We start from the raw sequence: 21,651 nt of genomic DNA on the forward strand, positions 1-21,651 counted from the left end.
GACGTAAAGTGATGTAACCATTACACCTGACCTGTGGACTCGGAGAATGCCGAAGGGCTGATCGCTCAGTCTTCCCGACGCAAATGCGGAAACAGGATCACGTCGCGGATATTCGGCGAATCGGTAATGAGCATGACCAGCCGGTCAATGCCGATACCGCAACCACCGGCGGGTGGCATGCCGTATTCGAGGGCGCGGATGTAATCGGCGTCATAGAACATGGCTTCTTCATCACCGGCATCCTTGGCCGCGACCTGCGCCTGGAATCGTGCGGCCTGATCTTCGGCATCGTTCAATTCCGAGAATCCATTGGCCAGTTCACGGCCGCAAATGAACAGCTCGAAACGTTCCGTGATACCCGGTACCGTGTCAGAAGCGCGTGCCAGTGGCGACACTTCAGCCGGGTAGTCGACGATGTACGTTGGCTCCCACAATTGCGCTTCGGCGGTTTCTTCAAACAGCGCCAGTTGCAAGGCACCAAGGCCCGCTGTGGCGAATGGCTTGACACCGAATTTTTTCAGTTCGGCCCGGATGAAGTCGGCATCGGCCAGTTGCTCGGCGCTGTATTGCGGCGCGTAATGATTGATGGCACCGAGGATCGTGAAGCGCCGGAACGGCTCGCTCAGGTCGAGCGCGCGACCCTGATACGTCAGGTTGGCCGTACCGTGCGCATCGATTGCCGCCTGGCGGATCACGGCTTCGGTGAAGTCCATCAGCCAGTGGTAATCGACATAGGCCGCATAGAATTCCATCATCGTGAATTCCGGATTGTGACGTGGCGACACGCCTTCATTGCGGAAGTTACGATTGACTTCAAAGACGCGCTCGAAGCCGCCGACCACCAGTCGCTTCAAATACAGCTCGGGAGCGATGCGCAGAAACATCTGCATGTCGAGGGCATTGTGATGCGTGATGAATGGCTTGGCGGCTGCACCGCCGGGAATCGTGTGGAGCATCGGTGTTTCGACTTCCATGAACTCGTGCTCGTTCATGAAGCGTCGAATCGACGACATCGTCGCCGTGCGTGCCTTGAATGTGCGCCGTGTCTCTTCGCTCATGATCAGGTCGACGTAACGCTGACGATATTTCATTTCCTGGTCAGCCAGACCATGGAATTTATCCGGCAACGGGCGCAGCGATTTGGTAATCAGGCGCAGCGCCGTGACCTTGATCGACAGCTCGCCGGTCTTGGTCTTGAACAGGATACCTTCGGCACCAAGGATGTCGCCCAGGTCGTAATGCTTGAAGGCGTCGTGCGCTTCGACACCAATGAGATCGTTGGTGATGTAGAGCTGGATGCGGCCATCGGCGCGATCGCCGGAGGCATCCTGCAACGTCGCGAACGAGGCTTTTCCCATCACGCGCTTGAGCATCATGCGGCCGGCCACGACGACTCTGGCAGCGGCGCTATCGAGGGCAGGATTGTCCAGTTCGCCGTATTGCAGATGCAGTGCGGCGGCTTTGTGCTGCGGCCGGAAATCATTCGGGAAGGCGATCCCGGCAGCGCGGATCGCAGCGAGCTTGGCACGTCGTTCAGCCAGGATCGAATGTTCGTCGGGGGCTGGTACGTCGGTGGCGACTTCAGTGTTGGTGGTCATGGAATGCGCAATCAAAAAAAGTGAACTACACGCCTAACTTGAGCGAGGCTGCAATGAATTCGTCGATATCGCCATCAAGCACCGCCTTGGTATTGCCGGTCTCGAAGCTGGTTCGCAAATCCTTGATGCGTGATTGATCCAGCACGTAGGAACGAATCTGGTGACCCCAACCGATATCGGTCTTGGAGTCTTCCAGTTTTTGCTGGTCACTCATGCGCTTGCGCATCTCGTGCTCGTACAGGCGCGACTTGAGCATGGCCCATGCCTCGGCCCGGTTACGGTGCTGGCTGCGATCGTTCTGGCATTGCACGACGATGCCGGTCGGACCATGGGTCAGACGCACGGCGGAATCGGTCTTGTTAATGTGCTGACCACCCGCGCCGGATGCACGATAAGTATCGACGCGCACATCGGCGGGATTGATGTCGATCTCCAGCGAATCATCGACTTCCGGGTACACGAACAGACTGGAGAACGACGTGTGGCGACCATTCGCAGAATCGAACGGCGACTTGCGCACGAGTCGGTGCACGCCGGTTTCGGTACGCAGAAAACCGTAGGCGTAATCGCCTTCGACCTTGATCGTGACGGTCTTGATACCGGCAATCTCGCCATCGGATTGCTCGAGAATTTCGGTCGTGAAACCCTTGCGTTCGCAATAGCGCAAGTACTGGCGCATTAGCATCGAAGCCCAGTCCTGTGCTTCGGTTCCGCCGGCTCCGGCCTGAATGTCGATGAAGCAGTTGTTCGGGTCCATCGGGTTGCTGAACATGCGGCGAAATTCCATGCCCTCGACCAGCTTTTGCAAGACCTGGGTATCTTCTTCGATGGCTTGCAGCGTGTCGAAATCCTTTTCTTCGCGCGCCATCGCGAACAGGTCGCTGGCGTCACCGAGTTCGGCATCGATCTTGATGAGCGTGAGCACGATCGATTCGAGGGATTTCTTTTCTTTGCCGAGATCTTGCGCGCGCTTCTGGTCGTCCCAGACTTTCGGATCTTCGAGTTCGGCGTTGACCTGGTCCAGTTTCTCTGACTTCAGATCGAAGTCAAAGATACCTCCGAAGTTCGTTGGCGCGGATGGTCAGGTCTGCAAGCAGCCCTTCCAGAGAATTAAGTTGTTCTGCTTCCATGATGTCTTCTTTTGTCTTGTGCGTGAAAGGCGAAATTATACGCGAGCAGGGGACATCCTCAGCCATCGCGTACTGTCTCATCGCGCTGATGCTGCAGGTTGCGCACGATCTGGATCGACAACTTCAGTGCATAGAGCTGGTTGAAGTAACGAGAAGGTAAATCGATCTGATGGACCGCGGCATCAAGCTGGGCCAACTGGTCGTGCCAGTGATGGCGTTGCGCCGCGGTGGGCGCGGTCGTCGTGCGTAGCGCATCTTCGAGCGCGTTCAATTCGCAATACCAGTGCGACAGACGTGTGCGCACCCGATAGGCGAGCAAACGTGGCACCGTTTGCAGCAAGGCAAACAACAGCGCCAGCAGCGGTACCAGCAGCACAAAGCGCTGCTCGATAAAATTGGCTAGCCAGAATGGCAGGTAGTTTTGCAGAAACGGGCGGCCCGAGCGGAAGTAGCGACGGGCTTCCTCGGAAACCGGGAAGTCATCCGTATGCAGGTTAGGAAATTCATTACGTACCGCGAAAAATCCAGGTTCGGCATGGACCTCAACGGCGCTGTCGAGTAGTGCATAAATCAGCGAAGGATGCAGTCGGTTCCTGGCAACCAGCATCGCAGTGGCCGATAGCAGCGTGACATCCTGACTGGGCCGGTCGCTGCGCAGATCAATGGCACCACGTGGAAAAACGATTTTTGACAGCGACGGAAAATTGCGCACGATAGCGTCGGCCTGACTGAAATTCATCAGCTTCAACTCACTGTCAAGCAGCTTCGCTACCAACGGAGTTTTGGGAATGCCGATAAAAAATCCGGCATCAATTGTGCCGCTACGCAGTTGCGTTTCGGCCTGCTGGGCAGTCATGTCGGTGAGCGTCGTATTGCTGGCATTGATGCCGTGCGCCGCCAGCAAATTGATGGTGAGGTTACGCAGGCCGCTGCCGGGAAGTCCGACGGCCAGGCGTTTTCCGGATAGCTGGGCGATCTGATCGATCGTCGCGGGGCCGTTGTAGAACAGCCAGATCGGTTCATAGGAAACCGCTGCCAGCACTTCGAGGTCGGGTGCGTCACGCGCCTCACCGATGCCGGACTGCACCAGTCCCAGATCGATGTCGCTGGCCGGATCTTTCAGGCGCTGATAATTTTCTACCGATCCGGATGATTTGCGCAGTTCGAGTGTAATACCCTGACGTGCCAGTATTTCGGCGTACCTGCTCGCATAGGCGCTGTAAATGCCATCGTCATTGCCGACACTCATGACGATGGTCTTGTTCGGCAACGGTTGCAGCCGGAACCAGCCGATCAGAATCAGCGCGGCGACGATGACGCACAGTATCGGAATACACCAGCGGTGTCGCAGTAGCGCAGCAATGGCGGTGAGTGACATGGGCGAATCCGGATCGACCGTTGCGAAAGGGGGGAGTCTGCGGTTCAGCGTTGCTGGCGACTCAGAGTTTCTTTTTTTGCTGGACCCGCTGCTGCTGTTTCTTGTGTGTTTGCTGCTTGTTCTGCTTCTGCTCGAACAATTTGATCGCATCCAACTTTGCCTGTTCTGGCGTGCACATCGCGGGCACATCATCGTGCACACTGAAAAATTCGGCCTCTTGCGCATCCATCACGAGCTTGATTGCGGCGGCATCCTCCAGATCATAAAGCTCTGTGAGGAGGGTGGTGACTTCATCAAGAAATTCTTCGTACGTCATGCAAGGCTTTCATTATTTTCGGTTCGAAAAAGTATACGTGGAAAACGCCCGACTGCCGTTTTAAAAATCGTCTTATTTGCGCTCGCGGCGCGACCATGATCTCGCTGGGCCATCACCGTGATCAGGCGCATTCGGCATACTCGACCATCAATTGCACGCGTGTCACACCGTTGTATTCATTGGCATCAAGCCGGTACGCGACCCGCGCGCGGCCACCGAGATCGTCGGTGTGGCCGAACCAGATGGCATCGAAGCGCTGGCCATTGCGTTCCAGTTGCAGCTTCAAATGGCGCTCCTTCAGAATGCGCTGGCTGATGACGCGGAACTCGTCACAGAACACCGGCGGCGCAAAGCCCTGACCCCAGACCTGGCCGTCGAGTAGATCGATGAACTGGGTCGTAAAGAAAGCATCTTCCAGCGAACCATCATTTTCAAGGACGCGTTCGAGCTGATGTTGTGTCAGCCAGCTGCGTCCGACTGCTTCAAAAGCCGTGGCAAAGGCATCGAAATGGTCTGCCCGCAAAGTCAGGCCGGCGGCCATCGCATGACCGCCGAACTTGTCGATCAGGGTCGGTGCGTGTTTCGAGACCAGATCAAGGGCATCGCGCAAATGAAAGCCCGGAATCGAGCGGCCGGAACCTTTGATCCAGCCATCGCCAGCCGGTGCGAAAGTGATGGTCGGCCGATAGAACTTGTCCTTCAACCGCGATGCCACGATGCCGATGACGCCCTGATGCCAGCCGGCGTCGAAGACGCTGATCGTTGATTTGTCGTGTGGATCAAAACTGTCGAGCAGTTCCAGCGCCGTGTCTTGCATGTCGGCTTCGATATCGCGTCGCTCGCGGTTGATCGCATCGAGCTGCTGGGCGATGGCCCAGGCGCGGCCTTCGTCATCAGTGGTCAGGCATTCGATACCGAGCGACATGTCAGCCAGCCGACCGGCGGCGTTGAGGCGTGGGCCAAGCGCAAAGCCGAGGTCAAACGGACTGGCCTTGCGTGCTTCACGGGCCGAGGCACGAAACAGCGCAGCGACCCCGGCATGCATGCGTCCGGATCGCATGCGCTTCAAACCCTGGGCGACCAGGATACGGTTGTTGGCATCGAGCTTGACGACGTCGGCCACCGTGCCCAGCGCGACCAGATCGAGCAGGACATCGAGCTTGGGCTGGCTCTGCTGGTCAAACAGGCCACGCTGGCGCATCTCCGCACGCAAGGCCAGCAGCACATAAAACATCACGCCGACACCCGCCAGATTTTTGCTCGGGAAACCGCATTCGGGCTGGTTCGGATTGACGATCACGCGTGCCGCCGGCAGCGTATCGGCCGGCAAGTGGTGATCGGTCACGACCACATCGATGCCGCGCCGGTTGGCTTCGGCGACGCCGTCGATACTGGCGATGCCGTTGTCAACGGTGACAATGATGTCCGGGGATTTTTCGGCTTGCGCCAGTGCGACGATTTCGGGTGTCAGGCCATAACCGTACTCGAACCGGTTCGGCACGATGAAATCGACATCGGCACCCAGCATGCGCAAGCCACGCAAACCGACCGCACAGGCGGTCGCGCCATCACAATCGTAATCGGCAACGATGACGAGGCGCTTCTTTGCGGCGATCGCATCGGCCAGAAAAACGGCAGCCGCATCGATATGCAGCAAGCCCGATGGCGCAATCATCGATGACAGTTCACACGACAACTCACGCACATCGAGCAAGCCACGTGCGACGTACAGACGCGCCAGCACCGGATGAATGCCGTCCTGAATGAGCCGTTCGGTATCGCGCGGAGAGGCCGCACGGGTCGCGAGACGGGTCATTGCAGCAACCCCTTCAAGGACGGCTTTTGCCAGAATTTGCGCAGCGTCGTGCGGGTGACGAGATGCTCGGTGATCAGGCTGCCATGGGTCAGGATCAGGCGACACGAGCCAAGCGCACCCTCTTTCATGGCCTGCAGCAGTGGCGCGAACCAGGTCGGCTCAAGACCATTGATGCGCAGCAGCCACTCCGACAAATCTTCGCCCAGCGCCGGTTCGATCAGCGTGTCGAGCAGCAGCAAGCCGTGGTCAGGTTTCGCGGCGAGTACCTCGGTGACGGTCGCACTGTCAATATGCCTGACTGCCTCGCCGCGCCAGTCGGCAAGGTTGAAGACATCGGTATAGCGCGACAACGGCAAGCGCGGTTCGGCTGGCGACCCGCCCCACAGCCACAGCGAATTGACCGGGTCGAGCCGACTGTCTTCGCGCGACTGGTTGACGATACCGTCATGCCAGTGCATCTGGATTTCGTTTTGTACCTTGCGCCAGTCGCGCGCGGTCGGGCCTTTCGGCATCCAGATATCGATGTTGTGGCCGCAGGCTGCGTCCGGCGTTGCGGTCTGCAAATCGCTCCAGCTATCCGCGCGTAAAAACCAGGTAGCCGCGTCGCCGTACACCAGTTGCTGGCCCATTTCTTCAAACAGCGGGGCAGCCAGTGCGAACAGGGTGCGGGAATGCGCATCGGATAACTCCAGCCGGCGCGGATCGGTCAGCACCAGATGATCGCGAGCGATATGAATATGGACCGGATTGAGTACAAACCAGCTACCTGATTCGGGCGCAAAGCCGCGTCGGTGCATTGCCTGCAAGGCGAGCGGAGGGCTGCTGTCGGTTGCCTCACCCTGGGATAACCCGAATGCGCTGGCCAGCCAGGACTCATGCGGCAGCGTGTGAGCAAACGCATCATGGGTCTGGGCGGGGGAAGTTTTGCTGCGGGCCAGCAGTACGGCCAGTGACGGCGTGTGCATCGCGCGCAGCAAGTCGGGGCCCATGGCGACAGGAGGAAGGGCAAAAGGCAGAAGGATATCGAGATGGCTCATGGCCGGATTGTAGGTCAATTCGGCGAATGGTCATCGCCGCATTACGTTCGGGCAGATCTGCGGCAGACCTGATTGATCGGTCAAACCGTTGCTCCTGAAACAATCGAAAGAGGAGGATATAGTCCAGCCACCGTCTCCGGACATCCTTTTCCAATTACCAAGGAGTAGCACCATGCGCATGAATACACTCGGCAATACAGGTTTGTTCGTTTCCGAATTGTGTCTCGGTACAATGACCTTTGGCGGCACCGGCGACGATATGTGGAGCAAGATCGGCCAGTTGCAGCAAGATGATGCCGACAAACTGGTCCGTACCGCCATCGATGGCGGCATCAATTTCATTGATACCGCCGATGTCTACGCTGGCGGCTTATCCGAAAAAATTACTGGCCAGGCGCTGCGCAATCTCGGTATCGCACGCAACGAAGTGGTGATTGCCACCAAGGCATTTGGTCCGATGGGGCCAGGGCCAAATCAGGGTGGCACGTCGCGCGTGCATCTGATCGATGCCTGCAAAGCCAGCCTCCAGCGACTGCAGATCGATCATATCGACCTCTATCAAATTCACGGGTTCGATGCCGTCACGCCGATGGAAGAGCAATTGCATGCGCTCGACAATCTGGTCCAGCACGGCCATGTCCGGTATGTGGGCGTGTCGAATTGGGCGGCCTGGCAGATCACCAAGGCATTGGGTATTTCCGAACGCAACCATCTTGCCCGTTTCGTTTCGCTACAGGCGCATTACACGGTGGCCAGCCGGGATCTGGAACGCGAGCTGGTGCCGATGATGCGTTCCGAGGGCGTGGGGTTGATGGTGTGGAGTCCTTTGTCGGGCGGCCTGCTGTCGGGAAAATACGATCGGACCAACGAAAGTGCCGGCGCTGGTCGGCGTGCCAATTTTGATTTCCCGCCGGTCAACCGTGACCGTGCTTACGCGGTCATTGACGTGATGCGCAAGATTGCTGACAGCAAGGATGTCTCGGTAGCGCAAATTGCGCTGGCCTGGCTACTGCATCAGCCCGTCGTGACCAGCGTCATCATCGGTGCCAATCGCCCGGATCAGCTCACCGACAATATCGCTGCAAGCAAGGTGGCGTTGTCGAGTGAGGAACTGGAGATGCTCGACAAAGTCAGCGCGCTACCGGCCGAATATCCGGGCTGGATGATAGGACGCCAGGGCGCACCGCGTCTGGCCTTGCGCGATGAAGCGCCGCGTAATGCGTTGCTGTCGACTTGAACTGTTTAGTATCTTTGATGGAGAGTCTGCATTGCGCGTTGGCACGAATGTGCCACGACCAATAAAAAACCCGCACGACAGCGCATGTCGTGCGGGTTTTTTTATGCGGAATGCCGTGTTTTACAAACTCAGTTCCAGCACCTGACGACTCACTTCCAGCGTCACATCGCGACGCTCTCCCAGCGTCGTCATCTTGTGCGCACTCAGTTGGGCAAGCACGGCTTCGACGGCGTCGGCGTTCAGTTCGTAATCGGACAAACGGGTCTTGACGCCCATCTGCTCGAAAAACGCCTGGGTCTTGACGATGGCCGCTTCAATGCGGGTGTCCTCGTCGCCTTCAGTCAGGTGCCAGACGCGCGCCGCATATTGCAGCAGCTTGGCGCGCTTGCCTTCCTTGCGTACGCGCAGCATCGATGGCATCACGATGGCCAGCGTCTGTGCGTGGTCGAGGTCGTACAGCGCGGTGAGTTCATGACCGACCATATGGGTGGCCCAGTCCTGTGGCACACCGGCACCGATCAAGCCATTGAGTGCCAGCGTCGCACACCACATGATGTTGGCACGGACGTCGTAGTCTTCCGGATTGGCCAGTGCTTTCGGGCCTTCCTCGATCAGCGTTTGCAGGATGCCTTCGGCGAAGCGGTCCTGCACCGGCGCGTTGGCCGGATAGGTCATGTACTGTTCCATCACGTGCGCAAACGCATCAACGACACCGTTGCCGATCTGGCGTGTCGGCAGCGTGAAGGTCTTGGTCGGATCGAGGATGGAAAACAGCGGGAAGCAATGCTTGCTCGAGAAGGCCATCTTGGCCTTGATCGACTTGCGCGTGACCACGCCACCGTTGTTCATTTCCGAGCCGGTGGCCGGCAGGGTCAGCACGGCACCGAAGGGCAGGGCGCTGGTGACGTTGCGACCGCCTTTTTCGAGAATGGCCCACGGCTCACCGTCAAAGTTGGCTGCCGCCGCGATGAATTTGGTGCCGTCGATGACGGAGCCACCGCCGACGGCGAGCAGGAAATCGATCTTTTCCTTGCGTACCAGTTCGACTGCCTGCATCAGGTTTTCATAACTCGGATTCGGCTCGATCCCGGAAAATTCATGGAAGGTGCGACCGGCCAGTGCGGCATGGACTTCGTCGAGGACGCCATTGTTGCGGATACTGCCGCCACCGAACAACAACAGCACGCGGGCATCGGCGGGAACCACTTTGGCGAGGTCGGCGATACGGCCTTTGCCGAACAGAATGTGGGTCGGATTAGCGTAGTCAAAATTATTCATGCAGAGCTCCTTTGAATGGTTGAGCCGCACGGCATGGCGATGCCGCGACTGCGGGCATCATAGACTGGATGACAACTCTTTGCTGCCGATTTGCTCCTGCAGCAATGCGGCCAGTCCCGGCACCTGTTCGGGATCGACCGGCCACAAGCCGCCGCGCAGGATTGCCCGTGAACACTGTACGAATGCTTGCTCGACGCTGACTACCAGCACGCTCGTTGGCAACACGCCGTCGAGCACGAAGCGCGACAGCAATGCCGGCTCGGTACTGATGCGGGCGCGTCCATTGACGCGCAGACACTGATGGACACCGGGGATCAGGAAGAGCAAGCCGATCAGTGGATTGACGACCAGGTTGCGCAGGCTGTCGATGCGATTGTTGCCGCGCCGGTCCGGTATGAGCAGCGTGTGTGCGTCGCCGATTTCGACGAAGCCGGGACGGTCGCCACGCGGCGAACAATCCATGCCGGACGTGCCGCAGGTGGCAACCAGCAGGAATGGCGCAGCGGCGACGAAGCGCTGGCCGAGTGCATCAAGATGATCGATCTGTTTGCGACTGGCCCGTTCGCCGGGCATGCCGTACACCGCTTCGAGTTCGGCAATCGTGTTGATCGTGTGCGTGTTGGTCATGGTCTTTTAGGGTGAATGCGGGGGAGAGCACGGCGGTTCAGGCCACCGGCAACATGATCTCAATGATCAGACCGTGGTCATGACGGTTGCGCAAGTGTAACTTGCCTGAGTGTCGACGAATGACGCGCTCGACAATCGCCAGTCCGAGACCGGAACCGTTTGCCTGACCGCGAGCAACATCAAGGCGGGTGAACGGTCGGCGCAACCGGTCCATTTCGGATTCGGGAATGCCGTTGCCGTGATCGCCGACTTCAACCAGAACCTTGCCGCCCTCGATGCAGCAGATCAGATCGATGTCGGCCAATGCGCTATCGCCGGTCTTGCCATAGCGACGTGCATTTTCTATCAGGTTGGTCACCACGCGTTCGAGTTCGATCCGGTTTCCCTTTATCGTGATACCGGTGTCGATGTGTGTTGTTACCCGGACGTCGGGTAAGCGACTGGCTTCCTGAGCGGCCAGTTCCAGTAATTGCGACAAGTCAATCGTCTCGAAACTGGCGGTATCGGTTGGCTTGGCGTAGTCGAGGAACTGGCCGATGATGCCATCCATCTGGGCCAGATCCGATTGCATGCCAGCGCGCGCCTCGTCGTTCAGTTTTGCCATTTCGACTTCGAGTAGCATCCGTGAAATCGGCGTTCGCAGGTCGTGCGAGATGCCAGCCAGGATGACCGCACGGTCAGATTCGATCCGGTTCAGGTCATCGACCATGTGGTTGAAGCTCTGGTTGGCTTCGCGGATTTCGAGCGTTCCCCGTTCCGGGAGCGGTTCCGGTTGCTGGCCCTTCGCAATCGCGCGCGCCGCAGCACTCAGACGGGCCAACGGCTGGTTGATCAGACGTGATATGAAGCCCGCGCCGAGCAGTGCCAGCAGCAGCGTTACGGCGGCCCATCCCAGCCACTGGATACCGGAGGTGCGATCGATACGGTCGCGGTCCATCATCAGCCAATAGTCATCGCCGTCGATCTTGAAACTGACCCAGAACCCGGCCACGTCATTGACCTTGCGGGCGAAGCGCGTATCGGATCCCAGCTTGTTGCGGATGCGTGTTTGCAGCAAGGGCATCAGGGTACTGTCGCGCGGTGGCAGGACGACGTCGTCTTTTTCGAGAGGGTAGACGCGGATGCCCTCGTTGCTGGCCAGATCGAATAACAGTTCGATGCGCATATCGGGCGCTGAATGGGTCAGCGCTGCGCGCGTGATCGTGACGACCGAGATGATCTGGTTGGCGAGTTGTTCGGCGCGCGGCTCGCGCTCGACGACGCGCAGACTGGCGACCCACGCCGCCATGCTGCCCATGATCAGGAAGGCCAGCAAGACAAACGTGCGCCAGAACAGTCCGCTGCGAAACCAGGCAAGCCGGTCCGTATTGGTGTCGGGTCGAGACAGGGGAAAAGTCACAGCAGAGTCAACGCGGCTGGCCCTCGGGAATGAAGACATAGCCGAGTCCCCAGACCGTCTGGATGTAAAGCGGGCTCGATGGATCTGGCTCGATCAGTTTGCGCAGTCGCGAAATTTGCACGTCCAGACTTCGGTCATAGACTTCATATTCGCGGCCACGGGCCATTTCCATCAGCTTCTCGCGTGATAGCGGCTGGCGGGCGTGGCGGGCGAACACCTTCAGGACGGAAAATTCACCGGTGGTGAGGGCGACACTGACACCGCTTTTCTTTAGAGTCCGGGTTCCAAGATCGAGTACGAATTCACCGAATTCAAAGGACTGCGGCCGTTCCGATGGCGCGCCCGGCAACTCGTCCGGTCCGATGCGCCGCAATACGGCGCTGATGCGTGCGACCAGCTCACGCGGATTGAATGGTTTCGGCAAGTAATCGTCGGCACCCATTTCGAGACCGACGATACGGTCGACGTCTTCGCCCTTGGCGGTTAACATGATGATCGGTGTCATGTCACCGGCACCACGCAGGCGGCGGCAAATCGAGAGGCCGTCTTCACCTGGCAGCATCAGGTCGAGTACCAGCAAGTCATAGCGCTCTCGCAGCCAGAGCTTGTTCATGGTCTGCGCATTCTCTGCCGTGATGACATGGAAGCCTTGCTCGGTCAGATAACGTCGCAGCAGGTCACGCAAGCGGATGTCGTCGTCGACGACCAGGATTTTTTGTTGATGGCCAGTGGGCGTTGTGGGAGTGGCGGAGTTGGAGATCATAGTCATATGTGTATGGTAACTTCAGAAATCTGTTTTAAAACCACCTGCTGTGGGGCATTACAAAATATTACATACTTTACGGAATCATCCGGCGACCCATTTGCAAAGGCGCATAGACTCGGAAGTCGATCCGAACTGACTTGCCGGACCGCTTCAAGGAAACTCAAATGAAAACAATCCTCGGTACCTGCATCATCAGCTTCGTCCTTGCACTTGGCGCGACTTTCGCCCATGCCAATGATCGGGAAGACAGCCGCCTGCGCCGCGACATTCGTGGCGAACAACGTCCCCAGGATCGGGCACCAGCACAAGATCGTTCATTCAATGTTCGTGAGTCTGCCACACAAAGAGACCCGTCGCCTCTACCCGCAGGGCGCATGAGTCCGAATGAGCGCAAAGCGCTGCGTCGCTCGATTGACGAGGCCAATAGCAACCTCCACGATCAGAAGCGTTAATCCGGAAAACAATCATGCCCGCGTTCACTCCCGATCGGTTCAAGATGATGGCTGCAATGCTGCTTTGCCTGATGGCCGGGACCGTGTCTGCGCAACAGCTCGATGAAGCAGATGCCCGGTTTTTTCTAATGCGCACGGGCTTCGCACCCGATCGTGACGAGGTTGCCCGTTACAGCCACTTGTCGCGGCGACAGGCTGTGGAGCAGGTACTGGCCGAGACGCGCTCCACCGCCGCCACGGCAGTACCCGGATGGATTGACGAGCAGCCCATCTCCTCTCTGAATAGCAAGGACAAATCCGACGACGAAAAAAAAGCGCTGCGCGAACAGGAGCAGCGCCGCGCCTTTGAATTGCGCGGATGGTGGTTGCGCGAAATGCTATCGACAACAACGCCGCTGACCGAGCGCATGACTTTGTTCTGGCATAACCACTTTACGTCCAGTCAGCAAAAGGTCCGTTCAATTCAGCTGATGGCCCACCAAAATAGTCTGTTTCGCCAGCAAGCGTCAGGTAACTTTGGCACCTTGCTGCATGCAATCGGACGGGATCCGGCGATGCTGCTCTACCTCGACAATTCCAGTAATCGCAAAGGCGCACCGAACGAAAATTTTGCCCGCGAAGTGATGGAGTTGTTCACGCTTGGCGAGGGCCATTACGAGGAGCAGGATGTCAAGGAAGCTGCCAGGGCATTGACGGGCTGGAGCGTCGAGCGCGACACCGGTGAATTCAGGATTCGGCCCGCGGCACACGACACGGGTAGCAAAACCGTCCTCGGGGTGAGCGGCAATCTTGATGGCGATGCGATGTTCGACATCCTGCTGGCGCAACCGGCGTGCGCCGAATATCTTGTTGCCAAACTCTGGCGCGAATTCATTTCGCCAACCCCCGATCCACGCGAGGTCAGGCGCATTGCCGGGCAATTGCGCGACAGTCACTACGATATCAAGACCGCCCTCCGCGAGCTCTTTCTTGCTCCGGCTTTCTGGGAGGTGAACAACCGGGCCACGCTCGTGAAGTCGCCGGTCGAACTGGTGGTCGGCACCCTGCGTCAGTTCCGCTTCAGTTATGACGATCCATTGCCATTCACTTTTGCGATCGGGCAGCTAGGCCAGAATCTGTTTAATCCGCCTAATGTGAAGGGCTGGCCGGGCGGTGATGCGTGGATTAACAGCACGACGCTGCTGGCACGCGAAGCCGTGCTGGAGCGACTGTTTCGCGCCACCGAACGGCCCGCTGCGCGTGCACAAGTCATGATGCAGGACGGTGCCAAACTGCCCGGCCAGCAAGCCCTCGGACGCGAGGGAAAAATCCAGTTTGCCAATGCAGTGACAAGGATAGGCTTTGATGCGCATGCGTGGCTGGCCGAATTTGGCAGCGACGATGCGCTCGTACCTGACCTGCGGCAGCGTCTGGCAATCCAGCGTGCCGTGCTGGCGCGGGAGCCGAGTGCACCGACCAATGCCGCCTTGCATGGATCTGCCTATTTGCGTAGTCTCGTGATGGATCCGGTCTATCAACTGAAATGAACAATCTCTGAAAGATGGCGATGCAACGACGCGATTTTTTGCAATTTTCTGCCGGGCTGGGTGCCGCGCTGTTTGCCCCGACATGGGCGCTAGCGGGCAACCTGCCTGCTTACCGCAATCTGCTGATCCTGATCGAACTCAAGGGCGGCAATGATGGCCTCAACATGGTGGTGCCATACGCCGATCCGGCCTATTACTCCTTGCGCCCGCGCATCGCGATCAAACGTGACGAGGTCTTGCAACTCGATGCGACAACCGGCCTGCACCCGTCTTTGCTGCCACTGATGCCGATGTGGCAGGACCGCCAACTGGCTATCTTGCAGGGTGTCGGTTACCCGCAGCCAAATCTGTCGCACTTTCGTTCGATCGAAATCTGGGATACCGCATCGCGTTCGGATCAAACCCTGCAGCAGGGCTGGCTGACACGCGTGTTTGCGCGCCACCCCACGCCGGCATCGTTCAGTGCTGACGGCATCCTCATCGGCAGTCAGGAACTGGGGCCACTGGCCGGCGGTGCCCGTGCAGTAGCGCTATCGAGTACCGATCAATTCCTCGGCAACGCCCGCCTCGCCATGCCAGCCAACGTCCACGGCAATACTGCGCTGGAGCACCTGATGAAAGTCGAAACGGATATCGTCAAAGCCGCTGACGGCATGAAGCCGACGCAGGGCAAGATCGTCTTGCAGACCGTGTTTCCGAAGGGCGCGTTCGGTGATGTCATCAAGACTGCCGCGCAGGTGATCGGTAATGCCGAACAAACCGGCAAGCCGGTGGCGGTGCTGCGCCTGACGCTGGGTAGCTTCGATACGCATCAGAACCAGAACGGCACGCAAGCCGGATTACTGACCCAGCTGGCCGAAGGATTGGTCGCATTGAAATCTGCATTGATCGAACTCAATCGCTGGGACAGCACTGTCATTTCGACCTACTCGGAGTTTGGTCGTCGCCCGCGGGAAAACCAGTCCGGCGGCACCGATCACGGCACGGCCTCCGCCCATTTCGTGCTCGGTGGACGCGTCAACGGCGGGCTATTCGGCGCAGCACCACAGCTGAACCGGCTCGACGGCAACGGCAATCTCGGCCATGCGATTGATTTTCGGACGGTCTATGCCAGCCTGATGCGGCAATGCTGGTCGATTGATGACAGCGACATGGCCAGCGCAGGAGTGCTCGATCTGGTGCGGACCTGAGCGATCCCGGTCAATCCCGTACCTTGCCGCGCAAGGCCTTAATGGCACCGCGCCCGGTTTTCGCATCGACGCGTTTGCGCTGCGAACTGCGCGTCGGTTTGGTGGCACGCCGCAAGGTCTGTACCACCAGCGCCTGCTGGATCAATTCCTGCAACCGGCGCAATGCTTCCGCTTTGCTTTGCGGCTGACTGCGGCCGTTCTGTGCCTTGATGATGATCACGCCATCACGCGTGATGCGGTGATCGTTGAGCGCCAGCAAGCGCTCGCGACAATATTCCGGCAGCGACGACGTCTTGATATTGAAGCGCAAATGAATCGCCGTGGCGACCTTGTTCACGTTCTGTCCGCCGGGTCCCTGTGCGCGGATGGCGGTCAATTCGATTTCGCTTAAAGGCAAGCTGAGGTAATCAGTAATTTCCAGGTTCATGAAAGGCAGTTGGTATGCAGTGTCATCGTGATGCCGCCAGCCTTGTCGTGGCGGCGGCCAGTTGTTCGTAGAGGTTGCCGTACGCTTCATCCCATTGCTGGACTGCCTGCAAATGTCGTGCGACCGTCGCGGTATCCCCGCGCGCGATTGGTCCGGTCAGTGCGGTCGCCGGCCCCAGACGAAAGGCATTTTCGGCGGTTTCGCGTGCCAAAGGGGTCAGCAATGCGAGAGCAACATCAGCCGGGATACCGGCTGCGACATAGGCCTGTTGTGCCACGGAGAGCACGCTGACCAGATAATTCGACGCGAACACGGCAGCCGCATGGTAAAGCGTTTTTGATTCGGCGCGGATCGGGATCAACCGGGCACCGATCTGCGTCAGCATTGGCGTGAGTATTGCCATCGCCTCGGCATCGCCTTCCACACCGCAGCATGTTCCGGCAAAACTCGCTGCCACGGTCTGCGGATCGGCAAAGCTGCGGATGGGATGAATGCTGGCAACGACAGCGCCGGTTGTCGTAACGGCTTTCAATATCCCCGAATCCAGCGCACCGCTGCAATGAAAGACCACGCTGCCGGGTCCTGCGCGCCCCGTGGCGGCGAGCTGTTCGCTGCAGGGTGCGATCTGATCGTCAGGCACGGCCAGCAAAAATACCGTCGCCGGAGCGAGTTGTCCGAATGCGTCCACCGCGCGTCCCGCACCGATGAACTCCGCAGCGCGTTGCGCGCTTGATGGCGAGCGATTCAGGATATCGGCAATGGTCACGGCTCCTTGCGAATGGAGAGCGCGTGCCAGTGTTTTGCCGACACGGCCAGCGCCAAGAATGGTCAATGTCGTCGTCTGTAGTGTGTTCAACGGGTTCCTTTTTTCGCTTTAGTGTAGCGCAGCAGCATGGAACTGACGCTGACGTGTGAGCACTAATAAATAGGAAAGTTATTCATCAGCTGTTGAGAGGTGCGTCAGTGAAAAGATATCGAATTCACCTTCCATAAAGGGAAGGCGGCATAAGTAACTATCTCTATTGGCGAGGTTCCCGTTTCAGATATCAATGCGTGGAACAACACGTCGTTTTTGCAACGCGGTCTGCGTAAATCGGATTTTGCGCTCACGATGTTGTTGCAGGGCAGTGATCTCAGTCCCGACAAACGCGCCATTGCCGCGCGCATTCGCGAGGAATGAACAGGCAACAAGGTTTGATCTGCGTGGTCACGGGTTGCCTGAAGCAAGCTGCGCAGAAGTAATAATGTGAAATATTTTATCGATGTGAAACGATAACGGAGAAGATAATGGGTACAAATTTTCATAGGCAAATGCCGAAAATGCCGCAAATTCCGCAAATTCCGCAAATGCCGCAAATGCCGCAAATTCCGCCAGGTGCGTCAAGTCCGTCAGATCCGCCAAATATTGATACCTCGGCGTATGAAGAGGCTATGCGGGCTCAGCTGACTGAGTTACAAAAAGAAGGGGTGCCTACCTCTAATCAACCTGCGACCGGGAATTCAAATAAAAAAGATCTAGCAGATAGGGTGCCGAATATTAGCAAACCAGCAGATGGGTGGGCGAAGCCCGACGGTATCACTCTTCCGTACGGCCCCATTTAATTCAGGTCTTGTTCGTTTCGGTCACGACACGCAGAGCAGTGACCCTAGTTCGCTCGTCAGGCGAATCAACGCCTCGGCCTGCCCAAACTTCACCGACAGCGATGCCAAATAATCTGGATCGCTGTCGGTGAACCTCTCGACTAGTCTGCCATCCCTACTGGCGTCTTGTTCATTGAACCGGGTACGGCCGCTGTCAGACGATCTGTTCGAGCGCTTTCTGCCGCTCGATCCATTGCACCTCCAGTTCAGCTAGTTCTTTCTTGAAATTCGCCTGATCGGTCAGCAGCGTTTTCAATTCATTCCTGTTCGCGTTGTCATAGACTTTCGGATTAGCCAGTCGTTCATCAATCGCAGTCTTTTGCGCAGTGCGTTTGGCGTTCTGGCCTTCGAGTTTTTTCAGCTTGCTCTCAATCCGGACGGGCACATCAGCACGCCATCACGCGTGATGCGCTGGTCGTTCAGCGCCAGCAAGCGCTAGCGACAAAACTCCTGCATCGCCTTCCACTGCGCATCATGTTCCGCCGCAGTGGGTTGCAACAGTCTCTGGATCAAGCAAAAAATTAAGTCGCCGGCGCGAGTTGTTTAGATGCGCCCACCGTGCGTGTCACGCAGATGAACACCGTGTAGTCAAAACACTGGCACGCGCTCTCCATTCGCAAGGAGCCGTGACCATTGCCGATATCCTGAATCGCTCGCACCCGGGTGCGCAACGCGCTGCGGCCTGCGCCGAGAATGGTCAATGTCGTTCTGTGCGGTGTGTTCAATGGGGGCTCCTTTTTTTGCGCTCAGTGTAGCGTAGCAGCATGGAACTGGCGCTGACGGGGGAACACCAATGAACAGGAAAGTTATTTATCAGCCATTCAGGAGGGCACTATGAGAGTGGCATCGAAGTCAGGTTCCGCTTATACGGCTGATACCTTCAGTGCAAAAAGTGGCGAGAGTTTCGTGTCGAATTTCAATAAATGGAACAACACCGCGTTTGCTCAACACTGCCTTAGACAACCCTCATCCGAGTTGTTGATGATGGCTCAGCGCGAGGACCTGCATACCGAGAAGCGGGAGATTGCGGCACGTGTTTTGGAACAAAATTTTGGCAAATCCCCATCGGGCAACGTCGTGTGATCTGCGGGTGGAGGGGTTGCCTGAAGCAAGCCGCGCAGAAGAAATAAAGTGAGCTATTTCATCGATGTGAAACGATAACGGAGAAGATTATGGGTATAAATAATATTAATAACAGGAGTAGCGTTCTAGCCAGGACACCATCTAGCAGTCTGAAATTGGGCGACCTCTCGTCGGATCAGCTAAACGACTTGAAGGCGAGACTCGCGCTGCAAAATAGCCCAGGGTCAAGTGGTCAATTCAGCAACATGATAGGGGACGATGGCGATGGCGATGACGATGACGATGACAGTGCAGTCTAACCTGCAGTTCCGAACTCCAGCGAGTCGGATGCTTCATCTGACAACTCGATCACCGCGTCCTTGAGGAAGGTTTTATCTCAGTACTTCAGGGGAGAAAAAGAAGGAGGTATGGATCGCGCAAGCGATACTTCAGCGTCGTCCATTCAAGTCAAACCAGCCTCTCATAACGCCATTTAATCCGGATGCCGTACATCTCGGTCACGACACGCGAAGTCGTGACCATTTTTTTCTAGTCAGGCCATGCAACGCCGCGGCCTGCCAACGTCACCACAAGCAACACTTCCCGGTCTAATCAGACCGCCGTCTATTAGATACCCGGAAAGCCAAATACCTACCAGCACGTATGCTATTGCTACCAGTGTATTTTCTAATTATCCCGGCACTGCCATCCTCAAACAATCTGTTCAAGCGCTTCCTGCTGCTCGATCCACTGCGCTTCCAGTTCGGCCAGTTCCTTCTTGAAATACGCCTGATCAGTCAGCAGCGTTTTCAACTCTTTCTTGTTCGCGTTGTCGTAGACTTCCGGATTGGCCAGCCGCTCGTCAATACCTGCCTTTTGCGCGGTACGTTTGGCGATCTGTTCTTCGAGTTTTTTCAGCTTGTTTTCAATCGGCTTTTTGCGCGCAGCCAGTTTCTGGCGATCTTCGGCCTCGGCGCGTTTCTGGTCCTTGCTTGGCGCGGCCACGGTCGGCGGCGCGATGATGCTGGCCGATTTGGTGGTTACGGTTGGTAGCGCGGTGCCGATGGCATTGTTCTTGGTAGCCAGCTTGGTCTTGAACAGCCAATCCTTGTAATCATCAAGGTCGCCATCGAAGGGCTGTAATTTGCCCTCGGCGACGATGATGAATTCATCGGTCGTGGCGCGCAGCAAATGGCGATCATGCGAGACCACCACCAGCGTGCCTTCAAACTGCGCCAGCGCCATCGTCAGTGCCTCGCGGGTTTCCAGATCCAGATGGTTGGTCGGTTCATCGAGCAGCAGCAGGTTGGGCCGCTGCCAGACAATCAGGGCCAGCGCCAGACGGGCTTTTTCGCCACCGGAAAACGGGGCGATCTTGCTGGTCACCATCGGGCCGTTGAAGTTGAAGCTGCCAAGGAAGTTGCGCAGTTCCTGTTCGCGCACGGTCGGCGCGATGTGCGCCAGATGCCAGAGCGGCGATTCTTCGTGGCGCAGCATTTCGACCTGATGCTGCGCAAAGTAGCCAATGGCCAAACCCTTGCCGAACTGGGCATCGCCGGAGAGCGGCATCAGTTCGCCAGCGATGGTTTTGATCAGCGTTGATTTACCGGCACCGTTCACGCCAAGCAAGCCGATACGCTGGCCGATTTGCAGCGAAAATTTGATGTCCGAGACAATCGTTTTTGTTTCAACGGTGTGATCGGTCTGGCTCTCAATGCGGTAACCGGCGTCGACGTTTTCCATCGTCAGCAACGGATTCGGTGCGCTGGCCGGCTCGCGAAATTCAAAAGAAAATTCAGCAGCGGCGCGCAACGGTGCAAGCTCATCCATCTTGGCCAGTGCCTTCATCCGGCTTTGCGCCTGACGGGCTTTACTGGCTTGCGCCTTGAAGCGGTTGATGAAGGATTCGAGGTGCGAGCGCTGGCGCTGCTGCTTTTCGAGCGTGCCGGCGGCGAGGATCATTTGCGCGGCGCGCTGGCGCTCGAACGAACTGTAGTTGCCCGAGTAGCGCTTCAGTTTGCGCTCGTCGATATGCACGATCACGTTGACCACGCCGTCGAGGAAGTCGCGGTCATGGGAAATGATGATCAGCGTACCGGCGTAACGCTTGAGCCAGTCTTCCAGCCAGATGATGGCGTCGAGGTCCAGATGGTTGGTTGGTTCATCGAGCAGCAGCAGGTCCGACGGACACATCAGCGCTTGCGCCAGATTGAGCCGCATGCGCCAGCCGCCGGAAAAACTCGCCACCGGCTGGTCCATCTGGGCCATCGAAAATCCCAGGCCGGTCAGCAATTGCTCGCCGCGCGAACGCACCGTATAGGCATCGGCATCGGCCAGTGCGCTGTAGAGGTCGCCGATCAGCAAGCCGTTAGCCGAACTTTCCGGCTCGCTTTCGAGAAAGGCCAATTCGTCTTCGAGCCGGCGCAGTGTGATGTCACCATCAATAGCGTAATCCAGCGCCGCGCGGTCCAGCGCGGGGGTTTCCTGCGCGACGTAGGCCATACGCCATTTGGTCGGGTAGTCGATGCTGCCGAGATCGGCATGCAGTTCGCCGCGCAACAGGCCGAACAAGCTGGACTTGCCGGCACCATTGGCACCGATCAGACCGATCTTGTCGCCGGGATTGAGAGTGAGGTCGACATTGTCGAGCAACGGCTTGATGCCGCGCATCATGGAAACTTGCTGGAAACGAATCATGGTTAATGCACTTGCGGGAGCGTGGAAACGCTCCCCTTTCTTGGGGTCGGGGGAGGGAAATTGGATGCGGCGAA

Annotated in this window: 21 protein-coding genes; 6 read left to right on the forward strand and 15 right to left on the reverse strand. The window is 57.7% G+C overall.

Going from position 1 to position 21,651, the window contains the following annotated elements; genetic code table 11:
- Positions 1-65 precede the first annotated feature (65 nt).
- The 6 genes from lysS to QN370_RS03915 form a co-directional block, all read right to left on the reverse strand.
- Positions 66-1,598, reverse strand: coding sequence for a lysine--tRNA ligase (gene lysS, locus QN370_RS03890; protein WP_322127255.1), 1,533 nt, complete (start codon positions 1,596-1,598; stop codon positions 66-68).
- A gap of 25 nt (positions 1,599-1,623) precedes the next feature.
- A protein-coding gene (gene prfB / locus QN370_RS03895) for a peptide chain release factor 2 (RefSeq protein WP_322127256.1) occupies positions 1,624-2,728 on the reverse strand; the annotation gives its coding sequence in 2 pieces (ribosomal slippage) (positions 1,624-2,646 and positions 2,648-2,728; 1,104 coding nt in all).
- A 58-nt stretch (positions 2,729-2,786) separates the two neighbouring features.
- Positions 2,787-4,106 (reverse strand): TAXI family TRAP transporter solute-binding subunit, encoded by a 1,320-nt coding sequence (locus tag QN370_RS03900; protein WP_322127257.1) that lies wholly within the window; start codon positions 4,104-4,106, stop codon positions 2,787-2,789.
- Between the two features lie 61 nt (positions 4,107-4,167).
- Positions 4,168-4,422, reverse strand: a complete 255-nt coding sequence (locus tag QN370_RS20685) for a hypothetical protein (RefSeq protein WP_416172136.1) — start codon at positions 4,420-4,422, stop codon at positions 4,168-4,170.
- 121 nt (positions 4,423-4,543) lie between these two features.
- The gene (recJ, locus tag QN370_RS03910; RefSeq protein ID WP_322127259.1) at positions 4,544-6,238 is read right to left on the reverse strand and encodes a single-stranded-DNA-specific exonuclease RecJ; all 1,695 of its coding nucleotides are present in this window, start codon (positions 6,236-6,238) and stop codon (positions 4,544-4,546) included.
- Entirely contained in the window at positions 6,235-7,275 is a 1,041-nt protein-coding gene (locus QN370_RS03915; RefSeq protein ID WP_323581674.1) for a hypothetical protein, read from the reverse strand. The genes recJ and QN370_RS03915 overlap by 4 nt, the downstream gene beginning before the upstream one ends.
- A gap of 172 nt (positions 7,276-7,447) precedes the next feature.
- On the opposite strand from QN370_RS03915, the gene QN370_RS03920 reads away from it, so the two are divergent.
- Positions 7,448-8,512: an aldo/keto reductase gene (locus QN370_RS03920; RefSeq protein WP_322127261.1), complete on the forward strand. Its 1,065-nt coding sequence runs from the start codon at positions 7,448-7,450 to the stop codon at positions 8,510-8,512.
- A 120-nt stretch (positions 8,513-8,632) separates the two neighbouring features.
- Here QN370_RS03920 and QN370_RS03925 read toward each other — a convergent pair whose 3' ends face one another.
- From QN370_RS03925 to ompR, 4 genes are read right to left on the reverse strand one after another with little or no spacing between them, the layout of a single operon-like run.
- Entirely contained in the window at positions 8,633-9,790 is a 1,158-nt protein-coding gene (locus QN370_RS03925; RefSeq protein ID WP_322127262.1) for an iron-containing alcohol dehydrogenase, read from the reverse strand.
- Between the two features lie 57 nt (positions 9,791-9,847).
- A complete protein-coding gene (locus QN370_RS03930; RefSeq protein WP_322127263.1) occupies positions 9,848-10,417 on the reverse strand; it encodes an MSMEG_1061 family FMN-dependent PPOX-type flavoprotein in 570 nt (189 codons plus the stop codon).
- 37 nt (positions 10,418-10,454) lie between these two features.
- On the reverse strand, positions 10,455-11,816 hold the full coding sequence (locus tag QN370_RS03935; protein WP_322127264.1) for a sensor histidine kinase: 1,362 nt from the start codon (positions 11,814-11,816) through the stop codon (positions 10,455-10,457).
- Positions 11,817-11,823: 7 nt separating this feature from the next.
- Positions 11,824-12,579, reverse strand: coding sequence for a two-component system response regulator OmpR (ompR, locus tag QN370_RS03940; RefSeq protein WP_322127265.1), 756 nt, complete (start codon positions 12,577-12,579; stop codon positions 11,824-11,826).
- A 167-nt stretch (positions 12,580-12,746) separates the two neighbouring features.
- Between ompR and QN370_RS03945 the strand changes: the two genes are divergently transcribed.
- From QN370_RS03945 to QN370_RS03955, 3 genes are read left to right on the forward strand one after another with little or no spacing between them, the layout of a single operon-like run.
- Positions 12,747-13,034 (forward strand): hypothetical protein, encoded by a 288-nt coding sequence (locus QN370_RS03945; protein WP_322127266.1) that lies wholly within the window; start codon positions 12,747-12,749, stop codon positions 13,032-13,034.
- Between the two features lie 14 nt (positions 13,035-13,048).
- Positions 13,049-14,560, forward strand: coding sequence for a DUF1800 domain-containing protein (locus QN370_RS03950; protein WP_323581675.1), 1,512 nt, complete (start codon positions 13,049-13,051; stop codon positions 14,558-14,560).
- Between the two features lie 20 nt (positions 14,561-14,580).
- Positions 14,581-15,750 (forward strand): DUF1501 domain-containing protein, encoded by a 1,170-nt coding sequence (locus tag QN370_RS03955; protein ID WP_322127269.1) that lies wholly within the window; start codon positions 14,581-14,583, stop codon positions 15,748-15,750.
- Between the two features lie 10 nt (positions 15,751-15,760).
- Here the strand turns inward: QN370_RS03955 and arfB are convergent, their stop codons facing one another.
- Positions 15,761-16,177: an alternative ribosome rescue aminoacyl-tRNA hydrolase ArfB gene (gene arfB, locus QN370_RS03960; protein WP_322127270.1), complete on the reverse strand. Its 417-nt coding sequence runs from the start codon at positions 16,175-16,177 to the stop codon at positions 15,761-15,763.
- Positions 16,178-16,199: 22 nt separating this feature from the next.
- The gene (locus tag QN370_RS03965; RefSeq protein ID WP_322127271.1) at positions 16,200-17,033 is read right to left on the reverse strand and encodes a Rossmann-like and DUF2520 domain-containing protein; all 834 of its coding nucleotides are present in this window, start codon (positions 17,031-17,033) and stop codon (positions 16,200-16,202) included.
- Positions 17,034-17,464: 431 nt separating this feature from the next.
- On the opposite strand from QN370_RS03965, the gene QN370_RS03970 reads away from it, so the two are divergent.
- Complete coding sequence (locus QN370_RS03970) at positions 17,465-17,779, forward strand: hypothetical protein (RefSeq protein ID WP_322127272.1); 315 nt, start codon at positions 17,465-17,467, stop codon at positions 17,777-17,779.
- 193 nt (positions 17,780-17,972) lie between these two features.
- On the opposite strand, the gene QN370_RS03975 is transcribed toward QN370_RS03970, so the two are convergent.
- Both QN370_RS03975 and QN370_RS03980 read right to left on the reverse strand, forming a co-directional pair.
- Positions 17,973-18,203 (reverse strand): hypothetical protein, encoded by a 231-nt coding sequence (locus QN370_RS03975; protein WP_322127273.1) that lies wholly within the window; start codon positions 18,201-18,203, stop codon positions 17,973-17,975.
- A gap of 136 nt (positions 18,204-18,339) precedes the next feature.
- Positions 18,340-18,543, reverse strand: coding sequence for a hypothetical protein (locus tag QN370_RS03980; protein WP_322127274.1), 204 nt, complete (start codon positions 18,541-18,543; stop codon positions 18,340-18,342).
- A gap of 109 nt (positions 18,544-18,652) precedes the next feature.
- Here QN370_RS03980 and QN370_RS03985 point away from each other — a divergent pair, with 109 nt between their 5' ends.
- The gene (locus QN370_RS03985; protein WP_322127275.1) at positions 18,653-18,901 is read left to right on the forward strand and encodes a hypothetical protein; all 249 of its coding nucleotides are present in this window, start codon (positions 18,653-18,655) and stop codon (positions 18,899-18,901) included.
- Between the two features lie 690 nt (positions 18,902-19,591).
- On the opposite strand, the gene QN370_RS03990 is transcribed toward QN370_RS03985, so the two are convergent.
- Complete coding sequence (locus QN370_RS03990; protein WP_322127276.1) at positions 19,592-21,577, reverse strand: ATP-binding cassette domain-containing protein; 1,986 nt, start codon at positions 21,575-21,577, stop codon at positions 19,592-19,594.
- Positions 21,578-21,651 lie beyond the last annotated feature (74 nt).

The sequence above is a fragment of the Actimicrobium sp. CCI2.3 genome (genome assembly GCF_035019065.1).
Taxonomy (GTDB): domain Bacteria; phylum Pseudomonadota; class Gammaproteobacteria; order Burkholderiales; family Burkholderiaceae_D; genus Actimicrobium.